The 19,768-nt window shown below is 58.3% G+C and carries 17 protein-coding genes; 3 read left to right on the top strand and 14 right to left on the bottom strand.

Going from position 1 to position 19,768, the window contains the following annotated elements:
- Positions 1 to 29: 29 nt before the first annotated feature.
- From G7G_RS0103510 to G7G_RS0103475, 8 genes are all read right to left on the bottom strand, one after another.
- Positions 30 to 443 carry a c-type cytochrome gene (locus tag G7G_RS0103510; protein ID WP_010438429.1) on the bottom strand — a complete coding sequence of 138 codons (414 nt, stop codon included), beginning with the start codon at positions 441 to 443 and terminating at the stop codon, positions 30 to 32.
- A 113-nt stretch (positions 444 to 556) separates the two neighbouring features.
- On the bottom strand, positions 557 to 1,570 hold the full coding sequence (locus G7G_RS0103505; protein ID WP_010438427.1) for a P1 family peptidase: 1,014 nt from the start codon (positions 1,568 to 1,570) through the stop codon (positions 557 to 559).
- 82 nt (positions 1,571 to 1,652) lie between these two features.
- Positions 1,653 to 2,399 carry an SDR family oxidoreductase gene (locus tag G7G_RS0103500; protein WP_010438425.1) on the bottom strand — a complete coding sequence of 249 codons (747 nt, stop codon included), beginning with the start codon at positions 2,397 to 2,399 and terminating at the stop codon, positions 1,653 to 1,655.
- Positions 2,400 to 2,459: 60 nt separating this feature from the next.
- Positions 2,460 to 2,879: an alternative ribosome rescue aminoacyl-tRNA hydrolase ArfB gene (gene arfB, locus G7G_RS0103495; RefSeq protein ID WP_010438422.1), complete on the bottom strand. Its 420-nt coding sequence runs from the start codon at positions 2,877 to 2,879 to the stop codon at positions 2,460 to 2,462.
- A 263-nt stretch (positions 2,880 to 3,142) separates the two neighbouring features.
- Complete coding sequence (locus G7G_RS0103490) at positions 3,143 to 3,790, bottom strand: queuosine precursor transporter (protein ID WP_010438419.1); 648 nt, start codon at positions 3,788 to 3,790, stop codon at positions 3,143 to 3,145.
- Positions 3,791 to 3,881: 91 nt separating this feature from the next.
- Entirely contained in the window at positions 3,882 to 4,766 is an 885-nt protein-coding gene (locus G7G_RS0103485) for an esterase-like activity of phytase family protein (protein ID WP_010438418.1), read from the bottom strand.
- A complete protein-coding gene (gene mepA, locus G7G_RS0103480) occupies positions 4,739 to 5,602 on the bottom strand; it encodes a penicillin-insensitive murein endopeptidase (protein ID WP_010438417.1) in 864 nt (287 codons plus the stop codon). Before mepA ends, G7G_RS0103485 begins: the two co-directional genes overlap by 28 nt.
- Positions 5,599 to 6,966 (bottom strand): MFS transporter, encoded by a 1,368-nt coding sequence (locus G7G_RS0103475; protein ID WP_029621698.1) that lies wholly within the window; start codon positions 6,964 to 6,966, stop codon positions 5,599 to 5,601. The genes mepA and G7G_RS0103475 overlap by 4 nt, the downstream gene beginning before the upstream one ends.
- A 129-nt stretch (positions 6,967 to 7,095) precedes the next feature.
- On the opposite strand from G7G_RS0103475, the gene G7G_RS0103470 reads away from it, so the two are divergent.
- The 3 genes from G7G_RS0103470 to yaaA all read left to right on the top strand — a co-directional run bounded on the left by G7G_RS0103470 (position 7,096) and on the right by yaaA (position 10,305).
- Positions 7,096 to 7,383 carry a YggT family protein gene (locus tag G7G_RS0103470; protein ID WP_010438415.1) on the top strand — a complete coding sequence of 96 codons (288 nt, stop codon included), beginning with the start codon at positions 7,096 to 7,098 and terminating at the stop codon, positions 7,381 to 7,383.
- 78 nt (positions 7,384 to 7,461) lie between these two features.
- Positions 7,462 to 9,501 carry a DNA helicase RecQ gene (recQ, locus tag G7G_RS0103465; protein ID WP_010438413.1) on the top strand — a complete coding sequence of 680 codons (2,040 nt, stop codon included), beginning with the start codon at positions 7,462 to 7,464 and terminating at the stop codon, positions 9,499 to 9,501.
- 33 nt (positions 9,502 to 9,534) lie between these two features.
- A complete protein-coding gene (gene yaaA, locus G7G_RS0103460; RefSeq protein ID WP_010438411.1) occupies positions 9,535 to 10,305 on the top strand; it encodes a peroxide stress protein YaaA in 771 nt (256 codons plus the stop codon).
- Here the strand turns inward: yaaA and G7G_RS0103455 are convergent.
- From G7G_RS0103455 to G7G_RS0103430, 6 genes are all read right to left on the bottom strand, one after another.
- The gene (locus G7G_RS0103455; RefSeq protein WP_010438409.1) at positions 10,296 to 10,757 is read right to left on the bottom strand and encodes a VOC family protein; all 462 of its coding nucleotides are present in this window, start codon (positions 10,755 to 10,757) and stop codon (positions 10,296 to 10,298) included. The genes yaaA and G7G_RS0103455 overlap by 10 nt on opposite strands.
- Before the next feature lie 9 nt (positions 10,758 to 10,766).
- Positions 10,767 to 12,980: a response regulator gene (locus tag G7G_RS22715; protein ID WP_010438407.1), complete on the bottom strand. Its 2,214-nt coding sequence runs from the start codon at positions 12,978 to 12,980 to the stop codon at positions 10,767 to 10,769.
- A gap of 67 nt (positions 12,981 to 13,047) precedes the next feature.
- Complete coding sequence (locus G7G_RS0103445; protein ID WP_010438406.1) at positions 13,048 to 15,090, bottom strand: membrane protein; 2,043 nt, start codon at positions 15,088 to 15,090, stop codon at positions 13,048 to 13,050.
- Positions 15,087 to 17,849, bottom strand: coding sequence for a DUF4159 domain-containing protein (locus G7G_RS0103440; RefSeq protein WP_010438404.1), 2,763 nt, complete (start codon positions 17,847 to 17,849; stop codon positions 15,087 to 15,089). The genes G7G_RS0103445 and G7G_RS0103440 overlap by 4 nt, the downstream gene beginning before the upstream one ends.
- On the bottom strand, positions 17,846 to 18,721 hold the full coding sequence (locus G7G_RS0103435) for a DUF58 domain-containing protein (protein ID WP_010438403.1): 876 nt from the start codon (positions 18,719 to 18,721) through the stop codon (positions 17,846 to 17,848). The genes G7G_RS0103440 and G7G_RS0103435 overlap by 4 nt, the downstream gene beginning before the upstream one ends.
- Positions 18,718 to 19,725 carry an AAA family ATPase gene (locus tag G7G_RS0103430; protein WP_010438401.1) on the bottom strand — a complete coding sequence of 336 codons (1,008 nt, stop codon included), beginning with the start codon at positions 19,723 to 19,725 and terminating at the stop codon, positions 18,718 to 18,720. The genes G7G_RS0103435 and G7G_RS0103430 overlap by 4 nt, the downstream gene beginning before the upstream one ends.
- Between the last annotated feature and the right edge of the window lie 43 nt (positions 19,726 to 19,768).

Here is a 19,768-nt window from a genome sequence, read left to right as displayed (position 1 = left end):
ACCATTATACATGATCTAGGCGAACCTGGTTATTCGCCCGAAACGCTCACGATATAAGCGTAAACGTCTTCAGCGCCCTTTTTCAGTTTAAAGGTCATTTTTGACTTGGCCGAGGTTTCACCCAGATAATCTTTCAGAAACGCTTTGGGGTCCTGGGCGTAAGAAACAAAAGTCTCTTCATCCCAGACCAAGCCGTTTTCACCCGCTTCAACAATGCTGTCGCCGTATTTGAACCCTTCGACAGTGCCAGCGGTGCGACCCGCAACACCATAGAGGTTCGGTCCGGTCTTGCCGCCTTTGACGATCACTTCACCGGCGGGATCAGCGATCAGGTGACAGGATTTGCATTTGTTAAAGGCTTTCTTGCCAGCTTCGGCGTCACCTTCAGCATAGGCGGGAAGGGCCAGCAGACCAGCAATTGCGGTGGCAAGGATACGATTCATAGCTTTTGCTCCGATACGAATTGGCTGCACAGAAGGGACCTTTGGCGCAGCAGAGAGTCAACGCGCAGATTGCCGCGCGAGGGCACTGTGTCACAGCAGAGACTAGTTCGTCCTTAACTTAAGTCATGTACGGCAGACCAGCAGGGCAGAAGATCGCCTGCACTGGGTGACGCCAAATAGACCGCGCGCGCAATCGCCCGCGCCAGACAGATTGAGGCCGCGTGGCCGATCATCGCCATTGCTTCGACCTCAACTTCACGGGCAGCTGTGCTGAGGCCAAATACAAGATCTCCATCGCCGGGCGTGTGCGCGGGAACAATGGCGCGGGCGATGCCATCATGGGCAGCCACCGCGATTCGCTGACATTGCGGTTTAGTCAGTGCAGCGTCGGTCGCAACGATAGCAATGGTTGTGTTTGTCCGATCTGGTTGGGCTGGTTTCATGGCTTCCGCCTTGCGGCTAGTGTGGATGCGGCCAAGACCCGAGGCCGGATCTGGACCATGCCCGCCAAACTCGGAACCGATCTCGAATGGAGCCGCCCAAAAATGGCGATCTCCCGGCGTACTCACACTGCCCAGCGGGTTGGCTGCAACCAGTGCGCCAACAGTTGTTCCATCCTCAAGTACTAGCGAGGCCGAGCCCAGTCCTCCCTTATGCATTGCCGCCAATGCGCCGGTTCCGGCCCCGGCAGTCCCCAGTTCAAATTGTGGTGAGGCGTTTAGATATGCGGCTTTCCCCAGCGCGCGATAGGGGTTTTCGACCCAGTCTTTATCTCCGCCATTAAGCAAATCGAACAGAATCGCCCCCGGCACAATCGGGACGATGGCCGAACCAGCTACAAAACCGCGCCCCTCTGCGCGCAAGGCATCGGATACACCCGAACAGGCATCCAGCCCAAAGGCCGATCCACCGGAAAGCGCAATCGCATCAACCCGGTCAACGGACTTGTCGGCCGCCAAGAGATCGGTTTCACGCGTGCCCGGCGCCCCACCCATAACATGCACCGAAGCCGTGAAAGGGTGATCCGCAGTCAAGACGGTTGTGCCCGATTTCAACGCATCATCCTGCGCATTGCCGACCTTCAGGCCCGGGACATCGGTGATCAGGTTTTTGGGGCCGGGTGTCATCGAAACCTCTAATTTTGGGCAGATAAGCGCGCCGCTTCGCGCTGCCTCCGGCGGGGATATTTATGGCCAAATGAAGAGCGGATCAGATGCATCGGCCCCCATCCACCTCAAGCGCGGTGCCCGTGATCATGCTGGCCTCGTCCGAGCACAGGAAACAGGCGGCGTTGGCCATGTCTTCAGGGGTCGAAAAGCGGCCCAGCGGGATGGTCGAGAGGAACTTGGCGCGAATTTCCGGTGTGTCTTCGCCCATGAAGGATTTCAGCAGAGGCGTTTCTCCTGCCACCGGACAGATCGCATTGACACGTACGCCCGATGGGGCGAGTTCCACCGCCATCGTTTTTGTTGCCGTGATCATCCAACCTTTGGACGCGTTATACCAATTCAGATTGGGGCGCGGCGACAGACCTGCTGTTGAGGCCACGTTCAGGATCGCGCCCATACCGCGCGCCTTCATGCCCGGCACAAAAGCGCGCGCTGTTAGGTAGACAGATTTCATGTTCACTGCAAAAACCCGGTCGAAGTCAGCTTCACTGACCTCTTCCAGTGGCGTTGGCATATGAGTCACGCCCGCATTGTTCACCAGAACATCAAGCGATCCGAAAACACTTTGTACGACATCAGCCATGGCCTGAACGGAGTCCTCATCCGAGACGTCAACTTGCTGAGAAATGGCATCCTGGCCCAATGCAGCGGCCATATCGCGGGCGGCATCGCCATTGATATCGGCAATCATAACGCGGGCACCTTCGGAAAGGAACTTTTGCACAATTCCCGCACCGAACCCGGATGCACCACCGGTCACGATTGCGGTTTTACCCTCCAGCCTCATGTTGTTGCCCTCCTGCCCTTGTTGCGGGTCAGACTATCAACCAAGAGCCGAGATGCCAGTTCATTCTTCGGACACTTTGCCCCGCAGCGCCTTTACATCGCCGCGTGCTTTTTTGGCTGCCAATCGACGCTTGACCGAGCCATAGGTCGGTTTCGTTGCAATCCTACGCTTGGGTTTGACCAAGGCGCGGGCAATCAGTTCCCCCAGCCGGGCGCGCGCAATCTCGCGGTTGCGGGCCTGGGAACGGGTATCTTCGCATTGGATGACAATCGCTCCGTCCTTAGTCCATCGCCGACCAGCAATACGTTTCAATCGATTTTTGACCGGGTCGGGCAAGGAGGGTGAGCGCGCTGCTTCGAACCGCAATTCAACTGCTGTCGATACCTTGTTCACGTTCTGCCCACCCGGACCAGAAGACCGCACAAAGCTTTCCGTCATTTCCCAGTCTTGCAGGGTGATATCGTCGTTGATGCGCAACATGGGTCAGACCATACTAGGCACAGGTGAAAACAGAAAGGGCCGCCCCGGTGGGACGGCCCTTCGAAAGTCCAGGAGGTGGGGTCGGTTAGATCAATCGACCAGCCGGAGCGAGCGCTCCGCCAAGGGCTGCCTTAACAGGCGATCCCCCCGGTTGTTCCGACACCTCTCTCCAATCTCTTTCTCGACACTGGATCACCTCCTTTTCTATCTGTTGCGGTTAGAAAGGAGCGTGACACAACTTGTGCCAATCTCAAAGAACTTTTTTACGCAGGCTGTGCAGCGGTCAAGCGGGCAACGATCACTTTGAACGGAATCAACGCGATCAAAGCCAGTGACAGTTTCACAAGCCAATCTGCGAAAGCCAGTGTCACCCAGAGCGGCGCCATCGGGCCAGACAACATGAACGGCACAGGCTCCCACGCCCAACTGATAGCAGCGTCAGCATTGGCACCAAAGAAGGTGACCGAAGCCGAGAAGGCGATGGTGAAGAACAGCGCGGTGTCCAGTGCGGACCCAACCAGCGTCGAGACCAGCGGTGCGCGCCACCAGCGTCCGCCACGCAGTGAATTGAACACGGTGACATCGGTCAGTTGTGCGATCAGAAACGCGGTGCCCGAGGCGACGGCAATCCGCAGCGGTACGGCGGCATAGGTGAAGCCGTCACCCTGCAGCATGATCTGGCTGCCGATCAGCGAGCAGATGATACCGGTGACAAAACCGGCGAACACGACCTTGCGGGCCGGACCTACGCCATAGACGCGATTCATGATGTCCGTGACCAGGAAGGCCAGCGGATAAGTGAAAGCACCCCAGGTCAACAGCCCATCAAAGATGAGGAACTGGACCAGGATGTTTGAGGCCACGACAATGGCGGCCATGGCAATGATGCCGGGAATAAAGCTGCGTTGCATTTTCAGATGCCCGTTTTGACAAGGTAGCGGCGACTTGGCCCCAGGTTCATCCCAAGGCAGGCCGTGCGTTTAGACCTTTGATAACGACCTGTCAATCGGGCAACAGGTATTCAACCACTTCTGTCCGTTGCAGTGCCAGAAAGTTGTCGTCCGAGATCATTGTAGCGCGCAAACGCATCTGACCGTCGCGCCAGATCGACAATCCTTCGAGGTTGTCGTGAAGTCCGGAGCCGGTTTCAAGTAACACTTCTTCGGACTGAGGGGCATCATTGACAATCTCCCATCGACGCAGGCGCGTTCGAAAGCCTATGAATGCAACGGCACGCTCAAGTACATAAAACCTCCCGTCAGGACCGAATTCAGCGGCAACTGGTAGGAACTTTCCGCGCGCGGGCAGAACAAAGGGCGTTGACCAGCGGCTGCCATCCCAACGATAGATCGGGATATCCCCGCGAAGGGTTCTGCTTTTTTCAGTCAGTGTGTAAAGCCGTCCCCGATTGTCGATCGCCAGCGCCTCGAATGACCCGTTGCGGTCCAAATTCAGAAACTCTCGTGGACGCGGCAGAACCCGTGTATTTGTGTTGTGCGCCGTATAATGTGCGATGCGGTGAACACCTTCGAACGAGATGTAGATGCTTTCATCCGAGGCAACCGCAATCCCTTCGGAATCCCCTGCCCGTCCCTTCAGGGCGCGCCCGTTGCTGGACAGGATTGGCCATTGCCCGAGAATTTCGATACCGATGATCTTATCACCGTCCCGATTGATCCGCGCTGTGATCAGCCTTGACCGGTCACTGATCGCGATCAAACGTTCGCCGCCTTCTGCGATGTGAATCGCCGAAAATCCACCAAACCAATCAGAAGTGTTGCGCCAGACGTAAATGTCGAGCAACGAATCCCGCTTTAGCTCGACTGCCCAAACCTGCCCGGTTAGCAGCAGCGCTGATATCAGTTGGCTTGCAAAACAGCGGTACATTGCTGGGGCAAGTCAGCCAGACGGTATTCTCGTCGTTTCTTTGGTGGAGGCGCATTTGGATCGGGTGGAGGCGGGTTGAGGATATTGCGGACCCACTGTTCCGCTTCTGCACAGCCATCGCCCTTGGGAGGTGGATCCTGATTGACGCAGCCTTTCGATCCCCTTGGGCATTTCAGACGCACATGAAAATGATAGTGGTGCCCCCACCACGGCCGGATTTTACGCAGATAGGCTTTGTTGCCCTTCTCGTCATTGCACATCTGCACCTTGGCACCAGGGAACACAAAGATCCGGGCAACGCGCTTGTCCTTGGCGGCTTCGCGCAACACCGCATGATGCTGCTTGGTCCAGTTGCCGTTCACATAGGCGCCGTTCGCGCGGCGTAAGGATATGGACGAGATATTCTCGCGCGCCTTTCGGCTAAGGCGCATGTTGTCGCCCGGCAGCATCCATATGTCGATATCCAGCCCTAATTGGTGAGAGCGATGGCCAGAGGTCATTGGCCCGCCCCGTGGTTGGCTGATATCGCCAATATAAAGACCGTTCCACCCCGGTTGCTTGGCTGCAAACCGACTGAGATCCTGAACATAGTCGATCGCCTGCGGATGCCCCCAGTTGCGATTGCGCGACAGGCGCATCGCCTGCCATGTTGGCCCAGTTTCGGGCAATTGCACCGACCCTGCAGCGCACCCGCGCGAATAACTGCCGAAAGCCGCTGATTTTTGCTGAGACCCCACCTTCTGAGCCCCGAACAATTGCTTGGCCAGCGGTTGCGCCCCTGCCGCGCCTGCAAGTGTCATCACCGTTAAGACAGCTAAAAAACGTAATAAAATCATCTGCTCTGATCCCCTTCCGGTTTCACCCAGCGCATCAGGACTAGTCCTAGAATAAACAACAGTATGATCGGTGACACCCCTAGTCTTGCACTACCGGTCACTGCCGTTGCTATCCCGATCAAAAGTGGCGCTGCAAAGGCGGTTGCCCGACCCGAAAGCCCATAAAGCCCAAAACTTTCAACCGGGGTGGCGGGATCAGTATGGCGCACCATCATAGATCGGCTAGCCGATTGCAGGATACCTCCCATACCGCCAATCAGAATTCCGCACCCGAAGAACGCCATATCCGGCAGGCCAGAGCCTTCGGGCAATGAAATTCCGTAAATCTGTGTTCGATCCATCGACACAACCGTCAGGCAGACAAAGATCAAAACCCATATGGCGACCAGTATCACTGGTTTAGGGCCGTATTTCCGATCCATCTTACCGCCGACCCATGCGAAGATGGCCGAAGCCAGTACGCTGACGATCCCGAACACACCGATCTTGACGATATCCCATTCCAGGACCAGCGCAGCGTATGTTCCACCAAAGGTATATAGCCCGTTCAGAGCGTCGCGGTAGAACATCGACGACCCAAGATATGTCGCCAGGCTCACCCGATGACGCAAGGCAGCGACGGATTTTCCCAGCAACCGCAAGGCTTCGCCCACGCTGCCTTGTTTATCAGTGTTCGTGTCGTCCCTGACCCAAAGAAAATACGGCACCATGAACAGGATGAACCACCCGGCTGTGAAGGGCCCGACAAACCGAGTACCTTCCTGCGTTGCCGCATCCAGACCGAACATCGGGTCCATCCCGATCAGGGTTTTGCCATTGGGCTGCTCGACGAACAGTGCCAGCATAATCGCCAGCGACAGCAGTCCTCCGAAATAGCCAAACGCAAAACCTGATCCCGAGATCTCACCGACCTCACTGTCATCCCCCAAATCGGGCAGCTGAGAATTGATGAAGATTAGCGCATATTCGGCCCCCACAAAGCCCAGCCCAAAGGCCGAAATCATCAGCCACATATTCGAGCCATCAGGCATCGTGTACCAAAGCGCCGAGGATCCCACCGCGTACATCAGCGAAAAACCAAATATCCAAGGGATACGCCGACCTGAGACATCTGCCATCGCGCCCAGCAATGGCGCACCAAAGGCAATGATCAGCCCGATAATGGTCATGCCGTTCGCCCAGACAACCTGCGCCTGCGCCTTGGCAGCCTCCTCCACCAGACCTGATGTCAGATAATACTGTGCAGCAACACTTACAAAATATGGGCCAAATACAAAGGTCACCAGCAAGGTGTGATAGGGCTGCGAAGCCCAGTCGAAAAACCACCAGCCCCAGATGCGCTTGCGCTTGGAAATTTCCGCCATTTCTGCCCCTGTTTTTGTTGAATTCATAAGAAGGGGCTTTGTGGTAATTCGCAAGCGTTGTGTTGCTGCAGACTTGCTCTTTGGCGCAGGCGCGCTTAGGTCTCTGGGCAATTGACGAACGGAGTGCCCATGCTGTCGCTGATCCAAATCCTGCTTTTGATCCTAGACATTGTCTGGTTCATCATTCTTGCCCATGTGATCATGAGTTGGCTGATCAACTTTCAGGTTCTTAACCTGCACCAGCAACTGGTGGCGCAAATCTGGTACGGGCTGAACCGGATATTAGAACCGATTTATAGCCCCATCCGTCGCATCCTGCCCAACATGGGCGGTCTGGATCTGACGCCTCTTGTCGTGCTGATCGGGGTCTATGCCCTGCGGATCATCCTGATCAACAATGCGGTCTATTTCTACTGACCTCTTGTTCACCGAATCTTAGTATGTGATGGTCCTGTCTTAAGAGCAGAAAAACCTTAATACAGGACCCTCCGGCGCATGTTCGACTCCGCACCCTTGTTGCGAGACGTCTTTGGATTCGACGACTTCCGCCCCGGGCAGGAAGAGATTGTCGATGCCGTGACCGCGGGCGAAAACGTGCTGGCTATCATGCCCACGGGTGGTGGTAAATCCCTTTGTTTTCAATTGCCTGCACTGTTGCGCGACGGGGTAACTGTGGTGATATCTCCGCTCATCGCCCTGATGCGCGATCAGGTACGTGGGCTGCAAGAGGCCGGTGTCGAGGCAGGCGCGCTCACCTCGGGCAATACACCTGAAGAAACTGATGCCGTTTGGGATGCTATCGAGGGTGGTCGGCTCAAGCTGCTTTATATGGCGCCGGAACGGCTGGCTGCAGGGTCTGCACCGGGAATGCTGCGTAGGATCAACGTCAATCTGATCGCGGTGGATGAGGCGCATTGCGTCAGCCAATGGGGCCACGATTTCCGCCCTGATTATCTGCGGATCGGAGAGCTGCGCCGCGCTTTGAACGTGCCCCTCGCCGCGTTTACCGCAACCGCAGATGCGGAAACGCAGGAAGAGATCGTCGAAAAGCTGTTCGACGGTGTTGAGCCGCGTAAATTCCTGCGCGGGTTTGACAGACCCAATATCCATCTGGCCTTTGCCGCCAAGGATGGACCGCGCAAACAAGTCCTCGATTTCGCTGCCGCCCGAAAGTCCCAATCCGGCATCGTCTATTGCGGCACCCGCAACAAGACCGAAGTGCTGGCGCAAGCCCTGCGCGCCGAAGGTCACACGGCCTGCCACTATCACGGCGGGATGGAGGCCGAAGATCGCCGCATCGTCGAGACCCGCTTTGCGCGCGAGGATGGGCTGATCGTCGTCGCCACTGTCGCGTTTGGCATGGGCATCGATAAGCCCGACATCCGCTGGGTTGCTCATGCGGACCTGCCTAAATCGATCGAAGCTTACTATCAGGAAATCGGCCGCGCCGGGCGCGATGGTGGTCCTGCCGAAACCCTTACTTTGTTTGGCCCTGACGATATCCGACTGCGACGCTCTCAGATCGACGAAGGACTGGCCCCACCTGAGCGGCGGATGGCGGATCATGCACGCCTGAATGCGTTGCTTGGATTGGCCGAGGCACTGAAATGCCGCCGCCAGACCTTGCTCGGGTATTTCGGAGAACAGATCGAACCTTGCGGCAAATGCGATCTTTGCGACAGCCCTCCTGAAGTGTTCGATGGCACGACGCCGGTTCGCATGGCCCTGTCCGCTATTCTGCGCACAGAAGAATGGTTCGGCGCGGGTCATCTGATCGACATCCTGTTGGCCAATGAGACCGACAAAATACGAGCACGTCGGCACGACAATCTATCCACATATGGCATTGGCAAAGACTGGTCACGCCCGCAATGGCAGGCGATCTTTCGGCAGATGATGGGCCGCGATTTGGTCCGTCCCGATCCTGAACGCCTGGGTGCGTTGCGCATGACCGAAACCGCCAAACCGATCCTGAAAGGTGAGGCACAGATCGACCTACGCAAGGATACCATCCGCAAAGCCACCCGGCGACCCGCGGTCAAGGCGATGGTGTCCGAGGAAGACGCGCCGCTGCTCTCGGCGCTCAAGGCCAAGCGGCGCGCACTGGCCGAGGCCGCGCGGGTTCCGGCCTATGTCATCTTTCCAGATCGCACACTGATCGAGATGGCGGAAACTCGGCCCGCAAATCTGGACGATATGGCCCGGATCAGCGGTATAGGGGCAAAAAAGCTGGAACGCTACGGTGCGACCTTCCTTGAAGTGCTGACCGGCGCGGTGGAAGAGCTGCACCCCGCAAGGCGCAAACTTGCCGGCCGCAATCAGGGCAACATTTACGATCAGTTGCTTGAGGTTCAATCACAATTGTCGCGTGGCCCCGACGGGATCGACAAACCGCTGAGCTGTACCGCATCACAACTGGCGAAGGTGGCACAGCTGCGCCCGGATGATCCACGAGCGATGGAGCAAGTTTTGGGCGACCGTCGTCACGAAAGGTTTGGCGCGGCGTTTCTGGACGTGCTGCAGCAAGCGGGCTAGATACAGCCCAATAGGCAAGGAACGAGGGTGGATATGCTGGTAGTGATTTCCCCGGCCAAGCGGCTGGATTGGGCAGAACGAAACGTCGAAGTGACCCAACCCGATTTTCAGAATGACGCGATCCGCTTGTCGAAGACCGCCCGCAACCTGACCTTGGGCGATCTGAAAAAGCTGATGGACCTGAGCGACGACTTGGCCCGCCTGAATCGGGACAGGTACCGTGTATTTTCAGACGCGCCGGAAGCAGATGCAACGCGCCCTGCCGCTTTGGCCTTTGCAGGCGATACCTATCAGGGGCTTGAGGCCGCATCGCTGGACGCCGACGAAATGGCCTGGGCTCAGGATCATTTGCGCATCCTGTCTGGGCTTTATGGTGTATTGCGCCCACTGGATGCCATTCAGGCCTATCGGCTTGAGATGGGCAGCAAACTGAAAACCCGACGTGGCAAAAACCTTTATGAATACTGGCGCGATCAGCTGAGCAAGGCGTTGAACGCCCAAGCTGCTGAGGCTGGCAGCAAAGTTCTGGTAAACTGCGCCAGCCAGGAATATTTCGGCGCAGTCGACCTGAAAGCGCTGAAGCTGCCCGTTGTGACCCCGGTATTCATGGAGGACAAGGGCGGCACCCCCAAGATCGTCAGCTTCTTTGCAAAGAAGGCGCGTGGTGCGATGGCCCGGTACATCATTCAACATCGACTGACCGACCCCAAAGGCCTGCTGGATTTTGATAGCGGCGGGTACGAATACCGGGCCGATCTGTCGGAAGACGACAAACCCGTGTTTGTACGCCCCTATCAGGCCTGATCAAGCATCGAAGGATCGTAAGCCACAAGTTCCACCGTGTTCCCCTCGGGGTCTTGGGTGAAGATGCCGCGCCAGCCGATCCAGCCGAAATGCTCAACCCGATAGGGCTGCCCGATTTGGTCGTACCAGCGCATGACCGCGTCCTGCTCGGCAAAGGGCACCGACAGCGCGATATGGTGCAGGGCCGAAGCGCCCCCTGTTACCGGCACTGTCTCGCCGGTCTGCTCTGGTCCACGCTCAGAGCCAACTGATTGGTGAAACAGGGCCAGCACCTGTGTATGCCCGCCGAACCCTTCGGCGATCCGAAAAAAGGTGATGGCGCTGTTATGGTCGCCTTGCAGCCGCTGTAACCCGATCACCTTCTCATAGAATTGCACCATTGCCGCCATATCGGCGCAGCGAATTGCAATCTCGCCCAATCCTCGGGGACGAAAACCGCGCTCATCTGACATCAATCGATCCTATTTCCTGCCTTCACCGTCTGCACCGACCGCACGAGCCTCGGCAGGCCGATGTTCCAGTATCATCTTGTGGATCAGTTTCTTGTGCAATGGTTTGGTCAGGTAATGATCAAGCCCCGCCGCCAGTATGCCCTGGTCATCCCCTGTCATGGCATGGGCCGTCAGGGCCACAATAGGGACATGGCGATCTGTTCCAATTTCGCGTCGCCGGATTTCACCTGTCGCCTCTTTGCCATCCATCTTCGGCATCGAGATATCCATGAAGATCAGATCCGGATCAAAGCGGGCGAAGGTTTCGACCGCCTCCAACCCGTTGGAGACAAATTTCAAATCGATGTTCAGCTCCTTAGTCATCTTTCGAAGGATCAACTGATTGGTTCGATTGTCTTCGGCTGCCAGAACCCGCATCAGCCTCTGTTCCTGCGGAACTTGTACATGAGTCTCGGGATCAGAGGCGTCGTTGTCACTGCGATCCGGCTTGAATACAGGTGCGCCCAGCGCCATCAGCCGCGAATACAGCTCGGCGCGCGGGATGGGTTTTTGCAACACGCCATTAATGAGCCGATGGGCCGGATCGGCGTGGATCACACCTGGATTGGCCGACATCACCACGATTGGCAGATCACCCCATCCTTTGTCACGCAGAGTGGTGGCAAGCTCCAACCCATCCATGTCTGGCAGATCGTGATCGCACAGGACCAGATCAATGGTTTTGTCCATTGCAGACAGCGCCTCGGCCCCCGTCGAACAGGTCATTGCCTGAGACCCGAGGCGGTCTAGTTGCTTGGTCAGGATGGCGCGGTTGACGGCCATATCTTCAACCACCAAAACACGCCCCAATTGCCCAGCCAAATCGGGTGGAACAGGTTGCGGACCTTCAGCAGTGGGCAACGATATGCGGAAACCGAAGCAAGATCCTTTGCCCGCATCGCTTTCGACCCAGACGGCACCGCCCATCATCGAGATCAGACGCTTGGTGATTGCCAGCCCCAGGCCTGTGCCTTCGAATTGGCGGTTTTGCGCATCCTCGACCTGATTGAATTCACCAAAGATGTGCGGGACCTTGTCGGCCTCAATCCCGATGCCCGTATCCTCGATGGCCACGTGGATATCGCAGCTTTCTGTGGTCATGTCTGGTACGCCTGTCACACGGATCAAGACGTGGCCCTGCGCGGTAAACTTCACCGCATTGCCAACGAGGTTGGTCAATATCTGACGAACCCGCCCGGGATCTCCTACAAATAGCGTGGGCAGGAACAAGTCATAATCCACCAGCAATGTCAGGCCCTTGTCGCGCACGCTGGGCTGCAACAGCATCGCGACCTCTAGGATACAACGCTCAAGATCGAACTGCTCAGGGTGCAGTGTCAGTTTGTCGGCCTCGATCTTTGAATAGTCCAGAACATCGTTGATGATGACCAGCAGCGCCTCGCCCGAGTTACGAATTGTGCTGACATAGAGCCTTTGTTCTTCGTTCATCGGGGTTTCGGTCAGCAGTTCGGTCATGCCAACGATGCCATTCATTGGTGTGCGAATCTCATGGCTCATATTGGCCAGAAACGCGGATTTGGCACGATTGGCCGCCTCGGCGCGTTCACGCGCGGCGTTCAGTTCAGCCTCATGCCGGACAGACGCGGTGATGTTCAGCGCAAGGCTCAGCACGTCGCCGCCGTGGCCCCGCTGATCGATCAACCGAATATACTGGCCGTTCCACAGCTGGATCACCTCGGGTTCGGGGTGCGGTTGCGCCCAGCGTGCGAGCATACGGGCCTGCCAGTCCGCGATCTTTTCCGCGCCGATATCCACGATCCCCTCATGGGTCAGAATTTCAAGAATACGCGGATAGGTAATCCCCGGCGCGACCTCTTCCAGCCCATCGAAAACGCTTAGGTAAGCGGCGTTGGCACCGATCAATGTGTTGTTGTCGTCGAAAAAGGCAAACCCGTCAGGGATGGTCTGAATCGAGTGCCACAGACGGCGTTCAGCGACTTCGATCTTGGCATTGGCCACGGTCAGATCGGATTTGACCTTTTCGTTTTCATCGCGAACCGTCGCAACCTCGGCCTGAGTCTCATCGATCTGACGTGTCAGAGCGATGGCATGACGCCCCAGTTTGCGGTTGGCAGCAGACAGTTCGGCCTGTTTCAGATGCAACAGCCGCTCGGCCGCCAATCGCGCGCGCCGTTCCTGCGCCAGTTTCTCAGCAAGACTCATGTAAAAATTTCCCGCGATAATCTGCCCAGAGCATCGCGGGAGAGCGTGAAAAAGTGCTTAAACCGCGCTAGTGACGCCCCTCGCGCAACCAACCGGCCAAGAGGAACCCACCGGCCAGCAGCAACACCAGCCAGGGGGGAAGCAACCCGGCCTGTGTAACATCGCGGGTTTCGTAGGCGTCGCGCGGTGTCAGCCCAATCCAGCCCCGTCCTGCTGCCGGTCGGCCCACACGGACGTTCCGGATTGAGGGCAGGCCCTCTTCCACCCGAATCGAACCGCCGCGCAGGCTGGCCAGAACCGGGCTTAGGATTTCATCGGTTGCGATCGTGCGTTCGAATTCCTTGGGTGCGGCAGGGCCCAGGCCGATCACGGCGGAATGCTCACCCTCTTCCAGTCGGTAAAGGCCAATTTCGGGGCCGAAATACTGCGCCTCGAACCGACCAGGCGAAACCTCGTTCAGCGTGATATCCAAGGTGTCGCCGTTAGGGCGGGTAACGGTCACGGGGCCAACCTCATCCTCCAGCGTCTGGCGGATGATACGCATCGACTGGCCATTCGCTTCGGCCCACAGCGCCTCTTCCTCAAGCTCGGGTTCTTTCATCATCCAGTGGGCCAGCCTGCGGAGTAGCTCCAACTGGGGGCCACCGCCCTCAAAACCGCGGCTCCACAGCCAAGCGTGATCAGAGGCCATCAGCGCCACACGTCCTTCGCCGACGCGATCCAGTACCAGCAACGGACGGTCATCCACGCCGGTCATGAGCATGTCGCCGGATAGCTGGCTGACATCAATCTGGCGCAACCACGCGCCCCATGATTCAGAATCGCCCAGGTCAGTAGTCACCGGGTGGCGCTGGCCCAGATCGGTAACCATAGGCACATACCGTTCCTCATAGACCCGTGCGCTGGGTTTTGCGGGCAGGACTGGCCCAAGCGGAGAGCGGAAAAGACTGTCCGCGGTGGCAAAATCGGGGCCCGCAGCAACCAGCACCGCGCCGCCATTGACGATATAGTCTCCCACGTTGTCCAGATAGATCGCAGGCAGGATGCCACGCCGCTTATAGCGGTCAAAGATGATCAGGTCGAAGTCATTGATCTTTTCCAGAAACAGCTCGCGCGTTGGGAAGGCAATCAATGAGAGTTCATCTACCGGCACGCCGTCCTGCTTTTCCGGTGGCCGCAGGATGGTGAAATGGACCAGATCAACCGAGCTGTCGGATTTCAGCAGATTGCGCCACGTGCGCCCGCCAGGATGCGGCTCGCCCGATACCAGCAAGACGCGCAGACGATCCCGCACGCCGTTCATCTGGATAAGGGCGGTGTTGTTGCGTTCGGTCAACTCGCCTTCGGCCTGCGGAACCGAGAACTGGATGACGTTTCGCCCACCATGCGGCAAGGTAATCGGCAACTCTACGTCCACACCGATGGGAATGGTGAAGCGCTCGGGCTCAGCACCGTCGACCGAGATCTCAAGCGGGGCGTTTGTGACACCGACAGGCGCTACGCCGGTATCCTCGACGCGTAGGGTAAGCGTTACAGGCTCTCCGATTATGGCGAATGCAGGTGCATTGCGCACGATCAGCCGACGATCCCAATCACTCGCACGCCCTGTCTGTAACAAATGCATCGGCGCAGGTAGGTCAGGAGCTTGGTCTGCGTCGTGCACTATACCGTCTGAGACCACGATGATGCCTGCAATCCGCGCCCGGGGTTCTTCGGCGAGGGCCGCGTTCAGAGCGGCCATGACCTGCGTGCCTTCATCCCCGTCGCCGTCACCAACCTGAATGCGGCGTAGCTCGGTATTGTCGCGGCCTTCGATTTCAGCCGCAAGCTCGTTTGCGGCCTGAATGGTCTGTTCGGCACGATCCGACAGGGTTTGGCTGGCGCTTTCATCTTCGATCATCAGCACGATATCGGTGAGCGGCGCACGATCTTCGACCTGATATACTGGACCGCTAAGTGCGGAGAGGACAACCAAAGCAGCCAAACCACGCAACGCCCAACCCGACAAGCCACGACAGAGCGCCAGCACTACCCCGGCAAGCGCGATGGCGGCGACAACGGCCAAAACGGGCCATGGGATCAGCGGATCAAAGATGACGGTACCGGTCATTGCCCCAACCTATCCAAAAGGGCGGGCACGTGGACCTGATCGGATTTGTAGTTTCCGGTCAGTACATGCATCACCAGATTAACGCCAAAGCGATGGGCCAGTTCACGTTGCCGTTCGCCAGCATAGCCGCGACCCACAGGCAAAAGGGACTGACCGTTGCGATCCACCGCCCAGGCCCCGGCCCAGTCATTGCCCCCGATCACTACCGGGGTCACGTTGTCATTGAGATTGCGGAACGGCATCCCCTCGATCTGCTCGGCATTCGGCGGCGCGGCTTCGACCCAGACTTCGGTGCCGGAATAGCGACCCGGGAAATCCTGCAGCAGATAAAAGGCGCGAGTGAGAACATGATCACGCGGAACCGGCTCTAATGAGGGAATATTTAGCGGCGCAGCCAATTGTTGCAGCTTGCGCCCATTGGGGCTGGATGCCCCGAAGCCGGCGATGTCGGCATCGCGCGTGTCAAACAGGATCATCCCGCCTGATCGCAGATAGGCGTTGAGCTTGGCATAGGCCTCGGCCGAAGGTTGCGGCTGATCGGTTGTGATCGGCCAATAAAGTAGCGGAAAGAACGCAAGCTCATCGCGTTCCAGATCGACCCCGATGGGCTCAGCAGGCTCGACCGAGGTGCGATAATGCAGCGTTTGCACGAGCCCGCGCAGCCCAGCCAGCGCGATATCATCTACTTGCGCATCGCCCGTCAGCACATGCGCCAATACGAGTTCCTGCGTCGCATTCAGCGCGAAGTCGGTATCATCCGGCGTCTGCGCCTGCGCATCCGGAACAACCAGCAATGCGCCCAGCATCACGGCCGCCGCGCGCGCCAGACCCAAGCGTCCGGAAAGAGCCAATGACGCGATCACGTCAATCGTCAACAGCACGAGCGCAAGGCTGAGCAACAGACCCGCCAACGGCGTCTCTGTTGTGATATCCTGTCCCCGGATCGGGACATCGGCAGGCCAAACGGCTGGCGTCAGCACCGCATCCTCGGCCAACACATTCCGTGCAAGTTTCTGCTTGCCGCTTTCATAAAGGCCCGGGCGCAAGTCTGGTCCGATCTGGCCCGAGACCAGCTCGACCCCATCGACCCCGGCCAACGTTCCGGCATCGGTCAGAGTGCCAAAACCATCCAGTATCTGAACCGGCTCCCAAACTGTTCCCTGCATCTGCGCCTCTTGCCGAGATTTGGCGGCAGAAGCGACGGCCAACCGGTCCAACATCTCCACAAATAGGCCAGATAGTGGCAGGCTTGACCATTCCGCATCCGCCGTAACATGGAACAGCACCACCTGCCCCAATCCTAAGGGTTTGCGGGTAACCAAAGGCGTACCATCGGAGAGTGACGCAATCACCCGATCGGCCAGATTAGGGTCTGGTTGTGCCATCACCTGAGTTGTTACCGTGACATCCTCGGGTATGGTTAGCCCGTAGAATGGCGAGTTTTCTGAGAACGGCGCTAAACCCTTGGCCTCGCCCCAACTCATCGCGCCGCCGACGGAACGGCCACCGCTACGCAGACGCACCGGCAACAAATCATCTTCTTCATCTCGACCCAGATCGCTTGCGGCCATACGCGGTCCAGCAAAGCGCAGCAGAAGGCCGCCTTGTTCAACCCACTCAATGACCTCAGCCTGTTCTGAATCAGAAAGCCTCGCTACATCCGCGAGCACGATCACATCCGGGTTGGCGGGGAGGACTTCAGTCAAACCTCCTTCAACAAAATCAGCGGTTGGGATCAACACCTGTGTCAGATAGTGGAGCGGTGAAAGCAGCTCTAACCCTTCACGGTTGAGCGTGCCTGCGATCAGCGCCACTTCGCGCCGCCTCAGGCTGTCATCTGTTAGGGTCACCGCACCGGCAGAGCGCTGGCCCTGAAGCTCGAACCGTGTAATTCGAGCGCGCAATTCCGAGGGCAGAGCGAGATCGATTTGCGCCTGTGTAGAGCCGCTTTCAAACTCCAGTGACGTGGATTGCAGCACGCGCATCGCGCCCACTGGATCGCGCCCTTGCGCCAGCACTGTAACGCTTTCGGCTGGGCCCGGATTGGCACGTAGAACGCGAAGCTGGATCGCTCCGTCCTGATACGTTGCAGGCAGGATCGCGGTCGCGGATGCGGTGGATTGATAAACGATCACTTCGCCCCGCCCCTGCAGGGCCGAAACCAGACGATCATGACCCTCAAACGCCAACTGATCAGAGAACCAGTGGGTGTCAAAACCATCTTCTACCTGCTCCAGTGCGGCCAAAGTTTGGGGAATCTGTGCTTCGGTAGGTTGCCAAGGCATCGGTGTAAGACCTGGCAATCGCCCGCGCCAAGCTTCGGCGGCCTGAAACACAGGTGGCTCAGGTTCGGTCAGGCGCAAGATCGAGACCGGGCGACCAGCACGGCCGGCTTCGGTCAGCTGTGCATCGATCTGATCCAGCGTCGATGACCAACGCGTCGCACCTGCCCAGCTGGCATCCAGCACCAGCAGCAACGGCCCGGATCCGGTCTCATCGCGCGAAGGATTCAGTACCGGCCCTGCCAGCCCGATGATGATTGCCGCTGCCGCCAACATTCTGAGCAGCAACAGCCACCACGGCGTGCGGTCCGAGACACTTTCGTCATCCTTCAGGCCCAACAACAACGTCACAGCCGGGAACAGGCGACGGATGGGCGCTGGTGGGACAGCGCGCAGGATCAACCAAAGGATCGGTAGGGTCAGAAGCCCCAGAAGCACCCAAGGCACGGTAAAGCCAATGCCCACCAGAACTGTCATTGCGCACCCCCATCCAAGGCGCGATAGAGCCACAATAGAGCCGATTGTGCACTGTCACCAGTATGGTGTAGCCCCATCTGCCAGCCGGTCGCGCGGCAAAGATGCGACAATGCGTCTTTACGCCGTGCAAGGCGATCCAGATAGCGATCTCGTAGGTCTGCAGCTTTCAAAGTCTCATGCCGGGCAGTGCCGCCGACGCTTTCAAAGACGGTACGCCCGGAATAGGGAAAGGACTCCTCGCTGGGATCCAGAAGCTGCATTAGAACGCCGCGAACACCTCGGTCGGCTGCTTTGGTAAGCGCCAACTCAACCTCATCCAGCGGCCCCAGGAAATCCGAGATAAACACCGCGCGCGCATGCGGGATCATCGCGCGATGTTCGGGTGGTGCATAATCGGTTTGCGCATCCTCTGACCAAGCCTGCGCTAATCTTATGATCTGTGCATTGCCCCTGCGCGGGGGCAGGGTTGTTCCCGTCAAACCAACGCGTTCACCCCCACGCACAAGCAGGATGGCCGTTGCGAGCCCAAGCAGGCGGGCGCGGTCGATCTTGGTTGGCAAGGTCTTGTCTGAAGCAAACCGCATCGATGCACCCTGATCGACCCAAAGCATGATCGATTGCGCAATCTGCCATTCACGTTCGCGCACAAACTGCTGGTCGCCACGGGCCGAGCGCCTATGGTCAATCATCCGGCGACTGTCGCCGATTTGCGCTGGACGGTATTGCCAGAAATCATCCCCCAGACCCGAGCGTCTGCGCCCGTGATCTCCTAATAACACGGTTCCGGCCAGATGTTCGGCGCGCGCCAAAAGGGGTGGCAGCCGGGACGCCTCAGCCTCGGATCGTTCGCGTAGAGTCTGGGCGGCGTTCACGCCGCAGCCTCGGTGCGAACCAGACCGGCAGCGGTGGACTCAATCAGGTCAGACAGGCTGTCGCCCCGTGCTCGGGCTGCAAAGTTCAGCGCCATGCGGTGGCTGAGAACCGGACGCGCCATGGTCAGCACATCCTCGGCATTGGGGGCCAGTCGGCCTTCCAGCATCGCATTGGCACGTACGGTCATCATCAGCGCCTGCGCAGCACGCGGGCCGGGGCCCCAAGCGACGGTTTCCCTCACCCGCTCGGACGCGCCTGCCTCATCCGGGCGGAAGGCACGGACCAGATCGAGGATCAGTTCGACAACCGACTCTCCAACCGGCATCCGGCGCAACAGAACCTGTGCGGCCAGTAATTCTTCCTTAGTGAAAATCTGATGCGCCTCTGCTTCTTCGACACCGGTTGTGGCCAGCAGAATGTCGCGTTCGGTCTGGCGATCCGGATATTCCACATCAACCTGCACAAGAAAACGGTCCAGTTGAGCTTCGGGCAAAGGATAGGTCCCTTCCTGCTCAATCGGGTTCTGCGTGGCCAGCACATGGAATGGCACGCCCAAGTCCCTATCCTCTCCTGCAACGGTCACGGTGCGTTCCTGCATCGCCTGCAGCAGCGCCGATTGGGTCCGGGGGCTGGCGCGGTTGATCTCATCCGCCATCAGCAGCTGGCAGAAGATCGGGCCGGAAATGAACCGGAAATGGCGGCTGCCATCCTCGGCTGTGTCCAATACTTCGGATCCCAGAATATCCGCTGGCATAAGGTCCGGGGTGAACTGGATGCGATTGCCATGAAGGCCCATGACCGTCGACAGCGTCTCGACCAGCCGTGTCTTGCCAAGCCCCGGCAATCCGATCAACAACGCGTGACCGCCGCACAACAAGGCGGTCAAGGTCAGATCGACGACCTTTTCCTGCCCGATAAAGCGGCGGGTGATCGAGACTTTGGCCTCTTGCAGCTTGTTTTCCAGCGCTTCGATCTCGGACACGAGGTCGGCAGGTTCGGACATGAGGTTCCCTTCCGTGGACAGTTATGATTGAAGTGTATCGCGC

The organism is Ruegeria conchae, assembly GCF_000192475.1.
In the GTDB taxonomy this organism is placed as follows: Bacteria; Pseudomonadota; Alphaproteobacteria; order Rhodobacterales; family Rhodobacteraceae; genus Ruegeria; species Ruegeria conchae.
Note: the sequence above shows the minus strand (reverse complement) of the source record. Positions and strands in the feature narration are given on the sequence as shown.